At 72.9% G+C, this 18,362-nt stretch carries 17 protein-coding genes; 9 read left to right on the forward strand and 8 right to left on the reverse strand.

From position 1 onward, the window contains the following. The first annotated feature begins 181 nt into the window (after positions 1 to 181). Both ACFY1P_RS23995 and ACFY1P_RS24000 read left to right on the forward strand, forming a co-directional pair. A complete protein-coding gene (locus ACFY1P_RS23995) occupies positions 182 to 544 on the forward strand; it encodes a hypothetical protein (protein WP_361531078.1) in 363 nt (120 codons plus the stop codon). A 246-nt stretch (positions 545 to 790) separates the two neighbouring features. Then, positions 791 to 1,423 carry a 50S ribosomal protein L25/general stress protein Ctc gene (locus tag ACFY1P_RS24000; RefSeq protein WP_361531081.1) on the forward strand — a complete coding sequence of 211 codons (633 nt, stop codon included), beginning with the start codon at positions 791 to 793 and terminating at the stop codon, positions 1,421 to 1,423. A 53-nt stretch (positions 1,424 to 1,476) separates the two neighbouring features. Here ACFY1P_RS24000 and ACFY1P_RS24005 read toward each other — a convergent pair whose 3' ends face one another. Continuing rightward, complete coding sequence (locus tag ACFY1P_RS24005; protein ID WP_361533773.1) at positions 1,477 to 2,256, reverse strand: VOC family protein; 780 nt, start codon at positions 2,254 to 2,256, stop codon at positions 1,477 to 1,479. A 182-nt stretch (positions 2,257 to 2,438) separates the two neighbouring features. Then, complete coding sequence (locus ACFY1P_RS24010) at positions 2,439 to 3,491, reverse strand: NAD(P)-dependent alcohol dehydrogenase (RefSeq protein ID WP_390751837.1); 1,053 nt, start codon at positions 3,489 to 3,491, stop codon at positions 2,439 to 2,441. A 119-nt stretch (positions 3,492 to 3,610) separates the two neighbouring features. Between ACFY1P_RS24010 and ACFY1P_RS24015 the strand changes: the two genes are divergently transcribed. Then, positions 3,611 to 4,483, forward strand: a complete 873-nt coding sequence (locus tag ACFY1P_RS24015) for a helix-turn-helix transcriptional regulator (protein ID WP_361533767.1) — start codon at positions 3,611 to 3,613, stop codon at positions 4,481 to 4,483. 137 nt (positions 4,484 to 4,620) lie between these two features. Then, positions 4,621 to 4,857, forward strand: a complete 237-nt coding sequence (locus ACFY1P_RS24020; RefSeq protein WP_361533764.1) for a hypothetical protein — start codon at positions 4,621 to 4,623, stop codon at positions 4,855 to 4,857. Positions 4,858 to 4,999: 142 nt separating this feature from the next. Here ACFY1P_RS24020 and ACFY1P_RS24025 read toward each other — a convergent pair whose 3' ends face one another. The 3 genes from ACFY1P_RS24025 to ACFY1P_RS24035 all read right to left on the reverse strand — a co-directional run bounded on the left by ACFY1P_RS24025 (position 5,000) and on the right by ACFY1P_RS24035 (position 8,966). Next, entirely contained in the window at positions 5,000 to 6,760 is a 1,761-nt protein-coding gene (locus ACFY1P_RS24025; protein WP_361533776.1) for a M4 family metallopeptidase, read from the reverse strand. Between the two features lie 388 nt (positions 6,761 to 7,148). After that, complete coding sequence (locus ACFY1P_RS24030; protein WP_390751838.1) at positions 7,149 to 7,565, reverse strand: gamma-glutamylcyclotransferase family protein; 417 nt, start codon at positions 7,563 to 7,565, stop codon at positions 7,149 to 7,151. 129 nt (positions 7,566 to 7,694) lie between these two features. After that, a complete protein-coding gene (locus ACFY1P_RS24035) occupies positions 7,695 to 8,966 on the reverse strand; it encodes a streptophobe family protein (protein ID WP_390751839.1) in 1,272 nt (423 codons plus the stop codon). 476 nt (positions 8,967 to 9,442) lie between these two features. Here ACFY1P_RS24035 and ACFY1P_RS24040 point away from each other — a divergent pair, with 476 nt between their 5' ends. The 5 genes from ACFY1P_RS24040 to ACFY1P_RS24060 all read left to right on the forward strand — a co-directional run bounded on the left by ACFY1P_RS24040 (position 9,443) and on the right by ACFY1P_RS24060 (position 15,473). After that, a complete protein-coding gene (locus ACFY1P_RS24040) occupies positions 9,443 to 10,309 on the forward strand; it encodes a DUF6777 domain-containing protein (RefSeq protein ID WP_390751840.1) in 867 nt (288 codons plus the stop codon). Between the two features lie 85 nt (positions 10,310 to 10,394). Beyond that, on the forward strand, positions 10,395 to 11,108 hold the full coding sequence (locus tag ACFY1P_RS24045) for a DUF998 domain-containing protein (protein WP_390751841.1): 714 nt from the start codon (positions 10,395 to 10,397) through the stop codon (positions 11,106 to 11,108). 296 nt (positions 11,109 to 11,404) lie between these two features. Further along, positions 11,405 to 12,787: a family 2B encapsulin nanocompartment shell protein gene (locus tag ACFY1P_RS24050; RefSeq protein ID WP_390751842.1), complete on the forward strand. Its 1,383-nt coding sequence runs from the start codon at positions 11,405 to 11,407 to the stop codon at positions 12,785 to 12,787. Next, positions 12,774 to 14,186 (forward strand): SufS family cysteine desulfurase, encoded by a 1,413-nt coding sequence (locus ACFY1P_RS24055; protein ID WP_390751843.1) that lies wholly within the window; start codon positions 12,774 to 12,776, stop codon positions 14,184 to 14,186. The genes ACFY1P_RS24050 and ACFY1P_RS24055 overlap by 14 nt, the downstream gene beginning before the upstream one ends. A 213-nt stretch (positions 14,187 to 14,399) precedes the next feature. Next, positions 14,400 to 15,473 (forward strand): hypothetical protein, encoded by a 1,074-nt coding sequence (locus tag ACFY1P_RS24060; protein WP_390751844.1) that lies wholly within the window; start codon positions 14,400 to 14,402, stop codon positions 15,471 to 15,473. A gap of 68 nt (positions 15,474 to 15,541) precedes the next feature. Here ACFY1P_RS24060 and ACFY1P_RS24065 read toward each other — a convergent pair whose 3' ends face one another. From ACFY1P_RS24065 to ACFY1P_RS24075, 3 genes are all read right to left on the reverse strand, one after another. Further along, a complete protein-coding gene (locus ACFY1P_RS24065; RefSeq protein WP_361534486.1) occupies positions 15,542 to 16,477 on the reverse strand; it encodes an MBL fold metallo-hydrolase in 936 nt (311 codons plus the stop codon). A gap of 95 nt (positions 16,478 to 16,572) precedes the next feature. Then, positions 16,573 to 17,235 (reverse strand): gamma subclass chorismate mutase AroQ, encoded by a 663-nt coding sequence (gene aroQ / locus ACFY1P_RS24070; RefSeq protein WP_390751845.1) that lies wholly within the window; start codon positions 17,233 to 17,235, stop codon positions 16,573 to 16,575. A gap of 5 nt (positions 17,236 to 17,240) precedes the next feature. Then, complete coding sequence (locus tag ACFY1P_RS24075; RefSeq protein WP_361527993.1) at positions 17,241 to 18,335, reverse strand: PP2C family protein-serine/threonine phosphatase; 1,095 nt, start codon at positions 18,333 to 18,335, stop codon at positions 17,241 to 17,243. Positions 18,336 to 18,362 lie beyond the last annotated feature (27 nt).

Genomic DNA, 18,362 nt, shown 5'->3' on the forward strand with positions numbered 1-18,362 from the left:
TTCCCCTCGTCTGCGCGACGGTGTCTGCACGGTGCCCGCAAAGTCTGCCCGATCCGCCCCGTCCCGGCGGGCGAATCCGTATACGAGCGGCCCGGAGGATGTCGCCGCGCCGCACTCGCACCGCACCCTGGAGGGACCCGAACCCCGAACTCAGGAGCGAGTTGTGGTGAAGCTGTGGACCGTGACCATTGTTTCCGACCGGTATCCGGCACCGGGGCCCATGGAGCTGAACTGCTCGCAACGGGGCTGCCGGCCGGACGCGGTCCCGCTCCCCTCCGCGTCCGCCGCGCGCACCGCGGCGGCCGGGCACCTCGCCGCGCACGGCCATGAGACGGACCCGGGGGCGGCCTGCGGCTGCGGTGGCGCTCCGGCCCACCACGTCATCACGCATACGCGCTGTGGCCGGACCTGGCATCTCCTCGAACTCTGCGCCGCCTGCACCGGGTCCATCCCGGACGCGCGCGTGCTCCGGCCGCTGAACGCCCCCTCGCACCGGCGCGCCCCGAACGCGACCCGCGCGAAATCGGCCCCGCCCCGCGGCTGAGCGGACGGCAGGCCGTCACGTCCGCGCCGGAGAACCGCACGATCGGGGTCATCGGTGGGCCGTACGGAGTAGCGCGGCCGGTCGCGGGCACACGAGGTGGATAAGCTCCCGGAGTTGCTCGGCGAGGGAGGCCGTACTCATGGGGTGCGGCGATCCGTCATCGGCGCACCCCTCGTACGAGGTCTGTCGTGGCCCGGGTGACGGCCACTCGACCGGTACCGAAAGTCTCACACGAGGAGTGCAGCCATGGCCGAGGTAAAGCTGACCGCCGAGCCCCGCACCGAGTTCGGCAAGGGCTATGCCCGCCGCGTCCGCCGCGACAACAAGGTCCCGGCCGTCATCTACGGACATGGTGCCGACCCCAAGCACGTGGCGATCGAGGGCCACGCCCTGATGATGGCGCTCAAGACCCCGAACGTCCTGATCAGGCTGGACATCGGGGGCAAGAGCGAGCTGGTCATCCCCAAGGCTGTGCAGCGCGAGGCCATCCGCGGCTTCCTCGTCCACGTCGACCTCCTCACGGTGAAGAAGGGCGAGAAGGTCACCGTCGAGGTGCCGGTGCACACCGAGGGCGAGCTCGCCCCCGGCGGCAACCTCCTCGAGCACATCCTCAACGCCCTGCCGGTGGAGGCCGAGGCGACCCACATCCCCGAGGCGTTCACCGTCTCCATCGAGGGCATGGAGGCCGGGCACACCATCCGCGCCAAGGACATCCCGCTGCCGCGCGGCACCTCGCTGGCCATCGACGGGGAGGACGCCGTCCTCCAAGTGGTCGCGGCACAGGCCGAGGAGCCGACCGAGGAGGAGGAAGAGGAGGCGGAGGAAGGCGCCGCCGCACCGCCGGAGGCCGAGGCCCAGAGCGCGGCCGAGGAGGGCTGACGCCGCGCGGTGTGTGGTCCCCGGCCGGGGACCACACACCGCGCAGCCGGCCGTCAGGCCGCGGGCGGGTTGGGCTTGATGACGGCGAACGGCGCCCCGAAGGGGTCGGCGAGCCAGGCGATGCGGCCGACGTCCGGCACGTCCGCGGCGGGCATCAGGACGGAGCCACCGCTCTCCTGGGCCCGGTGCGCGATCGCGTCGACGTCATCCGCGGCGAAATACGGGATCCAACGCGTCTCGTCGTCCTCGCCGGCGGTCACGAGCCCCCCGAAGGACGCGTCCTCCTGACCGCCCTCCGCGGTGGAGAGCACCGTGTATGTCATCCCCGGGACCGACATCTCCTGGCTCCGCCAGCCGAACAGCGAGCTGTAGAAGGAGAAGGCGGCCGTGGGGTCGGCGGAGTGCAGCTCGACCCAGCACAGGGCGTGACTCTCCGAGGCGGCCTCCAGGCCCTTGACCGCGGCGGGCTGCCACAGGGAGAACTCGGCGCCGGACGGGTCGGTGAGACACGCCATCCGCCCCGCGTCCATCACGTCGAACGGCGCGACGCGCACCCGGCCGCCACCCTGCTCCACGGCCTTGGCGGTGGCATCCGCGTCGGGAGTACGGAAATACACGGTCCAGGCCGAGGACGCGCCCTCCTCGGTGAGCGGCCCGAGGCCCGCGACCGTCTTGCCGTCCTTCTGGAAGAAGCCGTAACCCCCGGCCTCCGGCCCCGCGGACTGGAAGTCCCAGCCGAACACGGAGCCGTAGAACCCGGCGGCGGCAGCGGTGTCCGGGCTGCCGAGGTCGAGCCAGCTGGGTGAGCCGGTCACGAAGTCAGTGGTGAGCATGGTGATGTGCTCCTTCGACGGATCGTCGCCGGGGCCCGGTCGCCGCGGACGCGGAGAACGCTCGTCCCCCGGCCGCTTTTCAGTCTGGCACCGGCCACTGACAATCGCGCGGTGCCCAGCCGCCCCGCGCCCCCGGCGCGTGGAGTCGCGCGAGGGCGGCCGGACACCGCCGCGGAAGCGCGTCAGATCGTCGCGGCGTCGATCACGAAGCGGTACCGCACGTCGCTGGCGAGCACCCGCTCGTACGCCTCGTTGATCCGGTCGGCGCCGATCACCTCGACGTCGGCACCCAGCTGGTGCTCACCGCAGAAGTCCAGCATCTCCTGGGTCTCCGGGATGCCGCCGATCATCGAACCGGCGAGGGACCGGCGGCCGGTGATCAGGGCGAAGGCGGCCACCGGCAGCGGCTTCTCCGGGGCACCCACCTGCACGAGCGTGCCGTCGGTCTTCAGCAGGCCGAGGTAGGCGCCGAGGTCGAGCTCGGCGGAGACGGTGTTGACGATCAGGTCGAAGGTGCCCGCGAGCGTCTCGAAGGTGGCGGGGTCGGACGTGGCGTGGAAGTGGTCGGCGCCCAGCCGCTCGCCGTCGTCCTTCTTGCGCAGGGACTGGCTGAGCACGGTGACCTCCGCGCCCATCGCGTGCGCGATCTTCACGCCCATGTGCCCGAGGCCACCGAGCCCTACGATCGCGACCTTCTTGCCGGGCCCGGCCTGCCAGTGGGCGAGCGGCGAGTAGAGGGTGATGCCGGCGCACAGCAGCGGAGCCGCGGTGTCCAGCGGGATGCCGTCGGGGATGCGCAGCACGTAGTTCTCGTCGACGACGATCTGCGTGGAGTAGCCGCCGTACGTGATCTCACCGTCACGGCCCGTCGCGCCGTAGGTGCCCACCATGCCGGACGCGCCGGTGCAGTACTGCTGGAGACCAGCCTTGCAATTGTCGCACTCGCGGCAGGAGTCGACGAAACAGCCGACGCCCACGCGGTCGCCGACCGCGTACTTCGTGACACCCGGACCGACCGCGGCCACCACACCGGCGATCTCGTGGCCGGGAACGAGCGGGAAGGTGCCCTCGCCCCACTCGGCGCGCGCCGTGTGGATGTCGGAGTGGCAGATGCCCGCGTACTTGATCTCGATGAGGACGTCGTGCTCGCCCGGCTCGCGGCGCGCGATCGTGGTGCGCTCCAGCGGGGCCTTCGGTGCGGGCGCGGCGTATGCGGGGACAGTGGTGTGGTTCATGGTCACGAGCATGCGACCGCGCGGAGCCGCTAGCCAGGCCCCCGCTCAGCGTACGTCTGCCGTGCCTACCACTGGCAGTACCACCCTGGCCTGCGCGGATGCCCCGCATACTGGGATCCATGGACCAGCGCACCGAACTGAGCGAGTTCCTCCGTTCCCGCCGAGCCCGGCTCAGCCCCGAGGACGTGGGCCTGACGCCGCACGGCGGCCGGCGGCGCGTGCCCGGGCTGCGCCGCGAGGAGCTCGCCCAGCTCGCCGGTGTGAGCGTCGCGTACTACACACGCCTCGAACAGGGCCGTGGGCAGAACGTGTCCAGCTCGGTGCTCGACGCGATAGCGGACGCGCTGAGCCTGAGCCAGGCCGAGCGGGACCACCTCACCCACCTGGTCAGGCCCCGCCGGATGCGCAAACCCCAGGTCCGCACGCAGCGCGTCCGCCCGGCGGTGCAGCAGCTGATCGACAGCATGGACAACGTCCCCGCCTACGTCGTCGGCCGGCGCCTGGACGTCATCGCCTGGAACCGGATGGCCTGCGCGCTCCTCGGTGACTACGCCGCGGCCCCCGCCCACCAGCGCAACCTGGCCTGGCAGATCTTCCTCGACCCGGCCTCCCGCGAGCTCTATGTGGAGTGGGAGCGCAAGGCCGCCGACATCGTCGCCTTCCTCCGGCTCGACGCCGGCTGCTACCCCGACGACCCGCAGCTGGCCGCGCTCGTCGGCGAACTCTCGGTCAAGAGCCAGGAGTTCCGGGAGCTGTGGGCCACGCACGACGTGCAGGACAAGGGCTTCGGGGTCAAGCGGCTGCACCACCCCGTCGTGGGCCCGCTGACCCTCGCGTACGAGACGCTGGTGCTGCCGGCCGACGCGGGCCAGCAACTGATCACCTATCACGCCGAGCCGGGCTCGGCCTCCGCGGAGTCGCTGCGCCTGCTGGCGAGTTGGTCGCTGGGCACGGCCGAGTCCCGTACGGACATGCCCCGTCCCACGGCGTGATGTGCGGGAAATGGGCCGGGAATTCCTTCCCGGCGTGCTCCTGTCCCGACTCCCGTTCCGAATAGATCGGATGGGCTGATGAATTCCGGCCGCCGCGGGAACAGTGACCTGCCGCGGGAATGTCCGTTTACCAGGACATGAAGCGCACTTCCGTGGTTCTCGTACTCGCCGCCTCGGTGCTGGCCGCCGCACCCGCCGCCCACGCCGACGACCCCGTGTCCCGGCTGGCCAAGCTGGGCAGCGCGTCGAAGAAGCTGCCCGTCGACAACGGCATTCACAAGATCAAGGGCGTGGGCGAAGCCCTCGCGAGCCATATCGAAGAGGGAAGGTTGGTGCCTGACAGCGAAGCGTCGCTGCGCCTGGGCCGTCACTGAGGGCCGAATCCGCAAGACCCCTCGCCGGGCCTTTCCCGCGAAGGGAAAAGCCCGGCGAGGGGAAAAGCAGCCGGATGTGCCTGTGCCTCCGGGGCGCCGCCGATGAGGCGTCCCGGAGGCACGGTGATGCACCGGCTGCGCGTCAGCGCCTGGCGGCCGGCTTCTCCTTCGGCGTGTTGGCCTCGGTGACGTTCACCGCGGACCACGCCTTGTCGACCGTCTTGTACTCGGTGCTGCCGGCGCCGTAGAGGTCCGCGGCGGCCTGGAGCGTGGCGGTGCGGGCCTCGTGGAAGTCCGTGGTGGAGACCATGTACCGGGTCAGCGCGCGGTAGAAGATCTGCTCCGCCTTGTCCCGGCCGATGCCGGTCACGGTCGAGCCGTCGTGGGTGGCGGAGTCGTACTCCACACCACCGATGGTCTTCTTGCCGCTTCCCTCGGACAGCAGGTAGAAGGCGTGCGAGGAGACGCCCGAGCCCGCGTGGACCTCACGGTCGTAGGAGCCGGAGTCCCAGTAGTCGACGGTGCCCTCGAGCTTGTCCTGGGAGGGCTGGTCGAGGCGGCGCAGGAACTTCTGCTCCAGGCCGAGCTTCTCGCCGATCAGGTAGTTCGGGGGGTTGGCTGGGTTGTTGGTCTTGAACTCGACGGCCGTGCCGAAGATGTCGGCGAACGACTCGTTGAGCGAGCCCGCCTCGCCGAACTGGTTCTGCCGCTCGTCCACCCGCGTCGGCTGGAAGTCGGCCGTCGCCTCGACCACGCCGTGGGTGAGCTCGTGACCGGTGACGTCCAGGGCGACCAGCGGCTGCTTGAACGTTTCTCCATCGCCGTCGCCGTAGAGCATGCACGAGCAGTCGGGGGACCAGAAGGCGTTGCCCACCTTGTCACCGAAGTGCACGACCGCGTTCGGGCCGTTGCCGTCGTCCTTGATGCCGTTGCGGCCGAAGGTGCTCTTGTAGAAGTCGAGCGTGCTGGTGATGCCGTACTGCGCGTCCACCGCGGCGGTGGTCGGGTCCGAGGAGGTGCCGTTGCCCCAGCTGTTGCCGGTGTGGGAGAAGGGCTTGCCGTCCTTGAACGCCTCGATCTCCTTGCCGCCCGCGTCCCGGGTCTCGGCGCCGCCGCGGCTGGGGTCCTTGAGCGTGAAGGTGTTGTCCGCGGTCTGCGTGGTCGTCAGCGGCACCTTGCCGACGAACAGGGAGGAACCGCTGCCGGTCGCCGGTGCCGGGAAGCCGCCCTGGGCCTTGCCGCCCTTCGCGGGCGCGACGGCCTTCGAGCCGGTCCGCGGGGTGGCCGTGGCGCCCGTGCTGCGCAGCTTGGACTTCAGCTGCGGGGATATGAAGCCGTCGGTGAGCGGGGTGCTGCTGAGCACCTTGCCCGAGGCGGCGTCGACGACGACCGAGTGGATCCCGCCGGTCTCGGGGGTGTGGCTGTCGGTGACGGTGACGCGGTAGGCGAGGACCGGCGTCCCGGCCGTCGCGTCGACGACCAGCTCGGCCTTGCCCGCCTTGCCCGCGGCCGACGACGCGGCCTTCGCGGCGGCCTGGGAGGCCGTCAGCTTGGGGGTGACGGTGGGCAGGGATATCTCGTGGTGTATCGCCCGGGTCGTGCTCAGGTAGGTGTTCTTGGCGTCGAGGTGGACGACGAGGTCGCCGCCGACCACGGGAACGCCGCGGTAGACCCGGTTGAAGCGGACGTGCCGCTTGCCCTCGGGGTCGATGAGGGTGTCCTTGACGGTCAGGGTCTCCGCCTTGCCGACACCGGTCGCGGAGGCGTGGGCGGCAGCGGCGGCACGGGCCGCCTTGACGACCTCGGCCTTGACGGTGGCCGTGGCCGCCGTGGCGGCGGAGGCGCGGGCGGCGTCACGGGTCCGGTCCGGGCCGCTGGGCGTCGCGGTGGCGGTGCCCGCCATGGTGGCCGCGGCCACGACCGCGACGGCGGTGGCGGTGAGCACTCGTCTGTGGGATGTGGGGGATGTACGCACTGATCAGCGCCCTTTGCGGTGAGGGCGGTTCGGGACGTGCCCGGCCGCCTGCATACGCGCGGTGCTGTCACTGGCGCACCGCGGGAACCTGTGGTCCCGCGGAGGACTCTGCCTGCATTGGCATGCCCATGAAAAGAGGAAAAGTCGTGATGTCCGGTGAGTTGATCAAGTCTTAACAAAGCGTCAACGCAAGGTGAGCGTGCGGCGACTTGGTGTCTACTCGCGGGTAAAGACGGTGGGGCGCGGGCGGGGGTTGTCACGCCGGACCAAATGCTCACTATGTGAGACGGCGGGGGCCGCTCGGCGAAGAGACGCCTCACCCCGGCCAGTTGCCGCCCTCGACGGGTCGCCCCTCGCGGCGCAGCCGGGCGGCCAGCGCCTCCTCCGCCAGATACGTCCAGGCCCGGACCGAATCGCCGTCCAGCAGGCGGACCAGGCGGACCACTCGCACGTAATGATTGGCCGAGCCGCCCGGTTCGTAGCCCTCCAGGGCGTCGAGAGACGTCAGCACCGCGGCGTGGTGGTCGGCCGGCAGCCACAGGACCTCACCGGCGATCTCGCCTTCCGGGTCCGCCACCGCGTACGGATAACCCGGCCCCTCGTAGAGGGTCGCGCCGCGCATCCGCGCCGGTTCCTCCGCCACCGTGCGGCCGAGCAGGAACGCCGTGTGGTTCCTCCGGCCCGGACGCAGCGTTCCGTACACGAAGACGGGCAGCAGCTCACGGTCCACCACTTCGGGCTCCCTCCGTCCGCGGTCGCCGCCGGGAGGCAGGCGCCGGGCCCGCCGTAAAATACCCCTTCGGGAGAACGGCCGGTGGTGACCCGCGGTGCGGGCGTGACCCGGCGCCGACGGGCCGTCGGCTCAGAGCTCGCCGCGGCGGTGCACCCGCCACGCGAGGACGCCGCCCAGCGTGCCCGCGATCGCCCCCCACAGCAGCCCGAGTCCCAGCAGCGTCCACAGCCTCGGCCGCAGCAGGACCTCGCCGCCGAAACCGCCCAGGTCACCGACGCCGAGCAGGGACAGCCCGAACCGCGCCGAGATCCGGGTCAGCGCCCCGACGACGAGCAGCGTCACGGCCAGCGCCACCGCCAGCCGGACACCGTGCCGCCAGGGCGGGGTCCCGGCCGGGGACCGTACGGCCGCGACGAACCCGGCGGCGAGCAGGGCGACCACGGCCAGGGCCACCAGCAGCCAGGCGCGCCCGTCCTGTTCGGCTAGCGAGGAGACGTTCACGGCGGCGGTGCCGTGCTTCACGCGCAGCACCGCGGCCAGCGCCTCGGGGAAGGGCAGCCCGATGGCGTCCGGGACCCGCCCGTCCCAGGTGCCGCCGAGACCCACGCCGAAGGCGAGCCAGGCGAGATCGGGCAGCCCCAGGAGCAGCACGGCGAAGGTCTCGGCGGTGTGGCCCCGGGTGCACAGCACGACCACGCCGACGACCAGCCCCACCACCACGTACGCCAGCAGGACCACCAGCATCGCGAACGCGGCGGGCCGCACCGCGTCCTGGAAGCGCAGCAGCCGCGACGGCAGCGGTGTCTTGCGGGACACCGCGACGGCCAGGGCGAGCAGCACCAGCAGCCACAGCAGCCCGAGGCCGAGCGTGGGCCCCATCGCCGCGCGGAAGCCGACGACCGGCGTCGCGCCCAGGGCCGCGCCGATGTCGCCGATCAGCGAATCGCCCAGGTCGATGCGGAAGGTGTGCCGGGCGGCGAGCGTGATCAGCACCAGGGCGACCAGCCACAGCAGGGCCGTACGGGCGATCCGGCCCAGCAGCTCGCCGCCGCTCGCCACGGCCCGGTGACGCAACGGCAGCAGGAAGACCACGGCGACGGCCAGGGCGCCGGCCAGGGTCACCGAGAGGGGTACGACGTCCAGGCTCGCGCCCGTACGGGCGAAGAAGCCCGCACCTCCCGACAGTTCCACCGAGCCCCCGACGGCGGTGACCAAGGTGGCCGCCAGGACGGAGGGGAAGGCGCCGCCGGGCAGCCCCTCGGCCCCGGCGGCCCACAGACCGAGCGCCGCGACGACGGCCATCGCGGCCACTCCCGCGGCCACGGCCGCGAAGGCGTCCCACCAGGCACGCAAGGGGTGGTGCGCGTCGCCCGGGGCGGCGGCTCTCGGTGGCTGGCTCACGCTGCCTCCGGCAAACGTCGTCGACGGTGGTCGGTGTGCGGACCGGCCGGGCGGCCCGCAGTTCAACCTAAGCCAGCGGGTGCCGCGCCACCTGTCGGACGCGTGCTCCGGGCGTGGCCTTCCGTTTGCGGGGTGCTCCGGTTTGCGTCACACAATGAACAGCGGCGAAAGCGAGCAGAACAGACAACCGGACATCGCCTCCACCGTAGGAGAAGGGCCCCGTGTCGTCCGAACCACCGTCAGAGAACCGTCCCACCGGTCCACCGTCCGGCCCCCTCGCGGGGCAGGGGTCCGGGTCCGGGGCGTCCGCACCTCCGGAGCCGGCCCGTCCCGACCCGCCGTCGGTGAACCCGGCCGCGCCCGCGGGCCCGTCAGGACCGGCGTGTCCGCCCGCCCCGCCGACCGGTGGCCACGGCGGCCCGGGCGAAGGGCCCGGCGGGGGAGGGGCGGGCCCCTGGTGGCGGTCCGTCCCCAAGGTGGCGCTGCTCGGGGGTGCGCTCGTCGCGGTCGCGGCGCTGGCCGTCTTCTTCCTCCGTTCGGACAACAGCGGCTCCGGGGACGTCTTCCTCCAGTCGGCCTCGGCCGAGGGCGCCGACCCCTTCACCGCGTCCACGGTGAAGGACAACGGCGGCCGGGTGACCGCCGCGCCCACCACCGCTGCCGTCACGGGAGCCTCCGGATCCCGTACCGTCCAGGGCTCGGCACCCGGCCTCTACGGCGGCACCCAGAATGCGGCGAGCTGCGACGTCGACCGTCAGACCGGCTATCTGACCGAGGACCAGACGAAGGCCCGCGCCTTCGCGAGCGCCGCCGGGATCGAGCCGGGCGACCTCCCCGAATATCTGCGCGGCCTCACCCCCTTGCAGCTGCGCGCCGACATCCGCGTCACCAGCCACGGCTACAGGAGCGGCGCGGCCACGGCCTACCAGGCCGTCCTCCAGGCGGGCACGGCCGTGCTCGTCGACGACCGGGGCATGCCGCGCGTGCGCTGCGCCAGTGGCAACCCGCTCGGCCCGCCCGTCGCCACCAAGGGCACCCCTGAGTCCAAGGGCAAGGCGTGGCGCGCCTACCGCCCCGGCGAGGCGCTCGCCGTCGTCCCGGCCGGCAGGGCCATGGACGGCATGGTCGTCCACGACCCGAGGACCGGCCAGTGGTTCGAACGCCCGGTGGGCACCAGGGGCGACAGCGACAGCCCCACCTCGCGCCCCGGCACCCGTACGTCACCGTCCGGCACGGCGGCGGGCAGCCCCGCGCCGTCCACCTCGCCCCCGGCAACGGCGATGTCCCCGCAGACACCCGGTCCGGCCTACGGGCCCGCCGCCCGGCCAGGGGCGCGCCCGTGACGGAACGGCGGACGTCGCGGGGGTCCGGGCGTACGGGGCCGCGCCGTCCGTATGCGTCCGGGCGGGCGAATCGCGGCCCGGGCCGATGAGCCGACCGCCCGCGCCGCCCGCGCCGCTCGGGCCCGCCGCCGTCGCCCGCCCGTACGCGGGAGCGCCGTCGGCGGGAGGGGCGGCCCCCGCGGTGCGGGCCGGGTGGCCGCTGTTCGTGGCCGCGGTCCTCTACAACGCCTGGGTGCTGGAGTTCGTTCTGCCCACCGGGCTGGACGCCCGGCACTCCTACGTCAGCGAGCTCTTCGCCGCCGACCAGCGGTTCCACCTGCTCTTCGGCGGGATCGAGATCGTCACGGCCCTGCTCGTCGCGGCGGGCGCGGCCCCGCGCGTACCGGCGGCCCGCGGCCCGGTCCCGGCGGACCGCTGGGCCACCGGCGGCCGCTGGGCACTCGTCGCCTTCGCCGCCTCGTCCGTGGCCGACGTGCTCCTGCCGATGAGCTGCGCGCCGTCCGTCAACCATGTCTGCGAGGCGGTGAATCCGTGGCACACGGGCACGAGCGCGCTCGCGCATGCCGCGCTGTTCGCCTCCATGACGCTGTTCATCGTCGCGTCACGGACGGAGGGGGGCCGGTGGCCGCGCATCCGCCGGTGGGCCCCGTGGGTGCTCGGCACCGCGCTGGTGACGGCACTGGCCACGGTGGGCCCGCTGTTCGGGAGGCCGGGCTGGCACGGGGTGCCGCAGCGGGCGCACCTGGTGCTGGTGGGGGTGTGGCTGATGCTGCTGGCGATGGCGCCGCGCCGCCGGTGACGATCACCTCCGGGTGACTGCCTTCCCGGAAGTTATTCGGTCGAATGTGCGGGCTCGTCGGTCGGGCGTACGGCAGGCGGGCGTTGGGGGCGTGGCGGGGGTCCGTGCCTGGTCAGGTGACCGGCTGCGCGGAACGACTCGCTCCAGCACGGGCGCGCGGCGCCGACGGGGCGAATACTTCAGGCCCGTTGCAAAAATATGGCGTCTTGTGAACGGAAGATGTCCAACAACATGATCACCCTCGTTTGCGCGTGGACCGGATCGCACCGGATCCCGCTCACTTCGAGGAGGTCCCCATGAACGACCGGCTCAGCCTCAGCCCTGGCGCCGCACGGCAGTTGGCGACGACCACCAAGACCACGCCGCAGATGCGCGGCATCACACCCCGCTACCTGCTGCGCGCCCTGCCCTGGGTCGACGTCGACTCGGGCGTCTACCGCGTCAACCGCCGCCGGACGTTCATCATGGGCGACGACCGGATCAGCAGCTACACCGACAACGGCACCTGCCGCGTCGTCCCCGAGGACCTGCGCGAGGTGCCCTGTCTCCGGGAGGCCGACGAGGAACTCCTGCGCGAACTCGCCGCCGCCTTCACCGAGGTCAGCTTCGAAACCGGCCAGGCGCTCGTCCAGGAGGGCGCCCCCGCGGACAAGCTGTGGGTCCTCGTGCGGGGCCGCGCCGAGAAGCGTGCCACCGGCCGCTACGACGAGGACGCCCTCGTCGAGGTGATCGGCGACGGCCAGTTCTTCGACCTCGACGCCTGGACCCGCTGCGAGCCGCTGCCCCACCGGGTCGTGGCCCTCACCCCCGGCACCGCGCTCTGCCTCGACCGCTCCGCGCTCGCCGCGGCCGCCGGGCGCGACGAGTCGCTGCGGGCCGCGCTGGAGAGCTGCACAAGTGGCAGCCGTGAGATACCCGGTGGCGAGGTGCCGGTCGACCTCGCCGCGGGCCACGCGGGCGAACCGGAACTCCCCGGCACCTACGTGGACTACGAGGACACCCCTCGCGAGTACCACATGAGCCTGGCCCAGACCGTCCTGCGCGTCCACTCCCGCGTCGCGGACCTTTACAACGAGCCCATCGACCAGACCCGCGCCCAGGCCAACCTCACCGTCCAGGCGCTCCGCGAGCGCCAGGAGCGGGCGATGCTCAACGACCCGGACTTCGGGCTCTTCAACAACGTCGCCCCCGGCCAGCGCGTCCAGGCACGCACGGGCTCGCCGACCCCCGACGACCTCGACGAGCTGCTGGCCAAGGTCTGGAAGCAGCCGGGCTTCTTCGTCGCCCACCCCAAGGCCATCGCGGCGTTCGGCCGGGAATGTACGCGCCGGGGCGTGCCCCCGGTGATGGACACCCGGTTCGGCAGCCCGCTGCTGAGCTGGCGCGGCGTCCCGCTCCTGCCGTCCGACAAGGTGCGGATGACCGGGCCCAACGGCGCGGGGACCACGGAGATCCTGCTGATGCGGGTCGGCGAGGCCGAGCAGGGCGTGGTGGGCCTGCGCCCCTCCAAGGTGCCGGACGAGGCCGAGCCGGGCCTGTCCATGCGCAACATGGGCGTGGACCAGAAGGGCATCACCTCGTACCTCATGACCGCCTACTTCAGCGCCGCCGTGCTGGTCGAGGACGCCGTCGCCGTGCTCCAGAACGTCGGGGTGTCGAAGTACCATGACTACTCCTGACCTGACGTGGGGCCGGCCCGCCCCCGCGATGCCCCCGCTCCCCGCCGCGCCGCCCGCGACGGGCGCGGCCCCGCAGCCGCCGGGCGCGTTCACCGGAGTCTTTCCCGCCGCCTCGCCGCAGCCGCCCGCCGCTCCGACCGGTGCGCGGCTTGCGGACGGCGGCGCGGCCACCCGGAGCGGGCAGTTCACGCCCGAGGCCGCCCGCCAGGACATGCCCATCCTCCAACGGCCCGTCAACGGCCGCCCCCTGATCTGGCTGGACAACGGCGCCACCACGCAGAAGCCCCGTCAGGTCATCGAGACCCTGGCCTCCTTCTACGCCACCGCCAACTCCAACATCCACCGCGGCGCACACACCCTCGCCCGCGAGGCCACCGACCTCTACGAGGGCAGCCGCGCGGCCGTCGCCGGCTTCCTCGGCGCACCGTCCCCGGACACCGTCGTCATCACCCGCGGCACCACCGAGGCGGTCAACCTCGTCGCCCAGACCTGGGGACGCGCCAACCTCGGCCCGGGCGACGAGATCCTCGTCTCCACCCTGGAGCACCACTCGAACATCGTCCCCTGGCAGATGATCGCCAAGGAACGCCGTGCCCGCGTGGTGCCGATCCCCCTGCTGCCCGACGGCAGCATCGACCAGAACGCCTACGCCGACCTGCTCTCCTGCCGCACCCAGCTCGTCGCGATCAGCCATGCGTCGAACGTGCTCGGCACCGTCCCGCCCGTGCGGGAGATGACCGCGCTCGCCCACCGCTACGGCGCCAAGGTGCTCGTCGACGGAGCCCAGGCGGTCGCCCACTTCCCGGTGGACGTCCAGGACCTGGACGCCGACTTCTACGCCTTCTCCGGCCATAAGCTCTACGGCCCCACCGGCATCGGCGCCCTCTTCGCCAAACCGGAGATCCTGGCGGCCATGCCACCCTGGCAGGGCGGCGGCAACATGATCGAGTCGGTCGGCTTCGACGAGGTCACCTACGCCCCCGTACCGCACCGCTTCGAAGCGGGCACCGGGCACATCTCCGGTGTCGTCGGGCTCAAGACCGCCATCGACTGGCTGACCTCCTTCGACCGGAGCGCGGTCGCCGCCTACGAGACCGTGCTCCTCGGCTACGCCCAGCAGGCCCTGGCCACCGTCCCCGGGCTGGAGATCCTGGGCGCCGCGCCGGAGAAGATCGCCGTACTCACCTTCACCCTCGCCGGCCACGACCCGATGGCCGTCGCCCGCCACCTCGACCAGGCCGGCATCGCCGTCCGCGCCGGCCACCACTGCGCCCAGCCCTCGCTGCGCCACTACGGCCTGGAGGCCGCGGCCCGCGCCTCGCTCGCGCTGTACAACACGGCCGAGGAGGTGGACGAACTGGTCGCGTCCCTGCATCAGTTGCAGGCGCAGGGCGGCTGACCGGATCCCGCCCCGGCGCGCCACCGGGCGCGCGCCGGGGCGGGCGCCGTGCCTCTGGCGGCCGCCCCCAGTGCGCCCCCGGGGCAACACGCCGTGCGTCCGCAGGAATTCGCGGTATTTCGCGCGGCAGAGGGAACCATCAGCTACGGAACGCAATCTCTGAAGCCAGAGACGTACGAGTGTGCGTACAAACCCGGACGCAGGGGGCGGTACATGACGCAGAGAGTCGCACGGCGGCGGTGGCGGGGCGCGAGGAGCGCCGCCGTGGGGTCGGCGCTGGCGCTGACGGCGGGGCTGGCCCTCGTCGCCGGGACAGCGGGAACGGCCGCGGCCATACCGGCCGTCGGCACGAAGGCGACGGAGGGCTGCGGAGACACCCAGGTGTCCGCCGCGCAGGCCGCCAAGGCCGCCGCGGACACCGTCCTGCCCACACGGGCCGCGATCGGCTCCAGCGCGGAGAAGATCGCCTACAGCCTCCCGGGCCAGGCGCCCATCGGGCTGTGGACCCACTCCGGCGTCACCCTGCGCACGCCGGTCACCAAGGGCACCGTGCGCCTCGACGTCGACAGCCGCGGCTTCGACACCGACTCCCTCGCCGTCCAGCGCTATGTGCCGGAGACGCACCGCTGGGTCGACCTCGACACCCGCCCGAGCGCCCCGGGCACCCCGCAGCACGGCGTCTTCACCTTCCCGGTCACCGCCGCGGCGAGCGCCGCCCACCCCGACACCGTGGCCCTGCGCCTCCAGGACCTCGACCGGCCCGGCACCTTCACCGTCACCGCCTCCGTGCAGGACGGCAAGGGCCACACCTACCGCAGCCCCGCCCGTACCGCCAGGGCCACCCGCCCCGCCGTCTCCGTCAGCGGCTGGCAGCAGCACACCGCTCTGACCCGCGGCGGCCCCGCGGGCGACGTCACCGTCACCGTCAAGAACACCACCGACCGGGCCTACCCCGCGCTCGGCGCCTCCTACTTCGCCTACGGCGGAGGCGTCGGCCACGCCCTCACCCCGAAGGACCTCGTCCTCCAGCAGTACCGTTCCGGGCACGGCTGGGAGCGCGTCGACCTCGTCGCCGGCGGCTGCGACCCGGGGATGAGCGCCGCGCTGCGCTCCACCTCCAAGAAGCCGCTCGCCCCCGGTGAGAGCGCCGTCTACCGCCTGCGGGTGGCCGTCGCCTCCTCCGCACCCCGCGATGTGACCAGCGCGGAAGCCGGGGTGGCCGTGGCCAACGGCGACCAGACGTTCTTCTCGCAGCAACTCCCCTTCGCCATCAAGGGCAAGAAGTAAGCCCGGGCAAGCAGTAGCAGGGCAGGGCGGCCGGCAGGCGGACACGCGTCCGCCTGCCGGCCGCTGTCCTACGCGAACTCCGGCCCCGAGCTGGCGAAGGCCGCCCACCGCTCGACGGCGAACTTGCCGCCCTCCCTGCGGACTTCCGCCGCCCCGTGCCCCGCCAGATGCCCCGGGAAGACCAGCGCGCGTGTGTCCGCGGCCTCCTCCAGGATCCGCCGCCGCGACCGCGTGGCCTCCCGCTGATCCTCACTCAGGCATGTGTCGCAGTCGGGCTCCGCGATCTGCAGCGGACTGTGCACCAGGTCACCGATGAACAGCGCCCGGTCCGTCCCCGACGTCAGGCGCAACACCGCCGAGCCCGGTGTGTGCCCGGCAGCGGGCTCCAGGCTCAGCCCGGAGTCGATGCGGTAGCCGTCCTCCCAGAGCACCATCTGACCCGCCCGGTGCACCGGCAGGATGCTGTCCTCGAACATGTCCCCGCCCACCGCGAAGACGCTGACGTCGCCGAACATGCCGCGCCGGGGGCGGTCCTCGGCCGGGTTCCAGTAGTCGAAGTCGGCCTTCGCGATGAGATAGGTGGCGCGGGGGAAGGTGGGCACCCACTCGCCGTCCACCAGCCGGGTGTTCCAGCCGACGTGATCGGAGTGGAGGTGGGTGTTGACGACGACGTCCACGTCCTCCGGCCGGACCCCGACGGCGGCGAGCCGGTCTAGATAGTCGGTCCGCAGGTGTGACCAGCCCGGCATGTGCGGCCGGTTCTTGTCGTTGCCGAGCCCGGTGTCGACGACGACGGTCCGGCCCTCGCTGCGCAGCACCCACGTCTGCACATTGACCAACAGCTCGTCGTTCCGCGGCTGCCAGAAGTCCGGTGTCAGCCAGGACTCGTTCTCTTTCCACATCCGCGGGCCGGCGGCAGGGAAGACGGCGGTGCTCGGGGAGATCGGTGCGTGCCATTCCACGACGCGGGAGATCTCCACCCCGCCCAAGGTGATCGTCTGCATGGCATCGACGCTAGACAACGACGCGGTCCGGGCCAAGAGTCAGGTACGAGCGGGCTGTTGAGGGTGAGCAAGAGACAGTACGGGCAGGGGCCCGCTCACGAGGAGGCGCAGGTGTGGGCCAGCGCCCGGTCGAGCCCGTCACCGTGCACCGCGTCCAGGCCCGCCGCACGGGCCGTCAGCGCCTTGTCCCGGTCCAGCACCGTCTCGCACCGCGGGCCCGCCAGCAGCGGCTCGGCTCCCCGGATCGCCTCCAGCAACTGCCCGCCCAGCCGGTCGAGCACGGGGTCGACCTGCTTGGCGAGGTCGGGGCGGAGCGCGGGCAGCAGCTCGGAATCCTCCTCCCACCGTTCGTGCAGCGCCCGTTGTACGGCCTTGCCCGCCTCGATCTGGTCCTCGAACACCCGGCGTACGACCTCCCGGTCCACACCCAGCCGCGCGGCCCGCGTGTCCATCGCGTCCAGGACGGCCTTCTCCGCCACGGGGTCGTCGACCGGCTGCTCGGTGCCCCACTTCGCCGCCGCCACCGAGTCCGCCGTCGCGATGCGCTCGGCGGCGAGCCGGACCAGGGCGCGTGCGGCCTGTTCCGCCGTCGGCGAGGCGCCCGCGGCGGTGCTCGGCCGGGCGGACCCGGCGTCGTCGTGATGACCGGACGCGCACGCCATGAGGGAGCCGACGCCCCAGCACAGCAGGGCGAGGGCGGCCGCGGCGCGCCGCAGGGCGCCCGCGCGCCGGCCTCGCCCGCCGGAGGGAACCGGCACGCCGCTCACCCCTCCCGGCGCACGGCCAGCAGCGCGGCGTCGTCGGACAGCGCGCCGCCCACGTACGCCAGCAGATCGGCCACCACACGGTCCAGCAGGTCGTCCGGTGCCGCCTCCGGCATCCGGGCCAGGCGCTCGGCGAGCGGATAGAAGCGGCCGGAGCCGTCCCGGGCCTCCGTCACCCCGTCGGTGTACAACAGCAACAGGTCGCCTGGCTCGAAGGCGAAGCCACGGCGGTGGTACACGCCGCCGGCCAGCTCCAGCAGCGCCAGCGGCGGCTCCGGCACCGGCGACTCGATCTCCGTCACCCGGCCCTCGCGCCGCAGCAGCGGCGGCAGATGGCCGCAGTTGACCACCTCGGCCGCACCACCGGACTCCGCCACCCCCACCAGCACGGCCGTCACGAACTCCTCACCGGCCCCACGCCGCCGCGCCATCGCCGCGTCCAGCCGGCCCGCCACCGCGGCCAGGTCCGCCTCGACCTGCGCGGCCTCCCGGAACGTCCCCAGCACGTCGGCGGCCGTCTCGATCGCCCCCAGCCCCTTGCCCCGTACGTCACCGAGCAGGAACCGGGTCCCGTACGGCGTCACCAGCGCCTCGTACAGATCACCGCCGACCCGGGCCTCCGCCGCGGCGGCCAGATACCGCACCGCCGTCCGCATGCCCCCGATCCGCTCCGGCACCGGGCGCAGCAGGGTGCGCTGGGCGGCCTCGGCCACCGAGCGCGACTGGACCAGCTCACGCTCCCGCGTCGCCACCAGGACGACGTTCGCCGTGCTCATGGACGTGATGGCCAGGATCGTGACGCCGATGGTCAGGTGGTCGGAGAGCGGCACCCCGGGGTCGGCCAGGGCCAGCACGGGCACGAGCACCAGCGCGGTCACCCCGACCGCCAGGGGCACGCGGGCGCGCCGGGTGCCGATGCCCGCCAGCACGGGCGCGGTGGCCAGCACCGGGGACAGCGTCCACTGGGGATCCGTCGTCACGTCCAGCGCGACGGCGCCGGCGAGCAGCACGTACGCGGCCACGACGAGCGTGCGAGCGCGGTGGGGGAGACGTGGCGCCTGGAGGGACACGTCCCGGCCTGGGTGGTGCGTCATGATTGCTGCCCACGATAGGCACGACCG

Origin of the sequence: Streptomyces sp. NPDC001407, assembly GCF_042895325.1 — a bacterium.
In the GTDB taxonomy this organism is placed as follows: Bacteria; Actinomycetota; Actinomycetes; order Streptomycetales; family Streptomycetaceae; genus Streptomyces.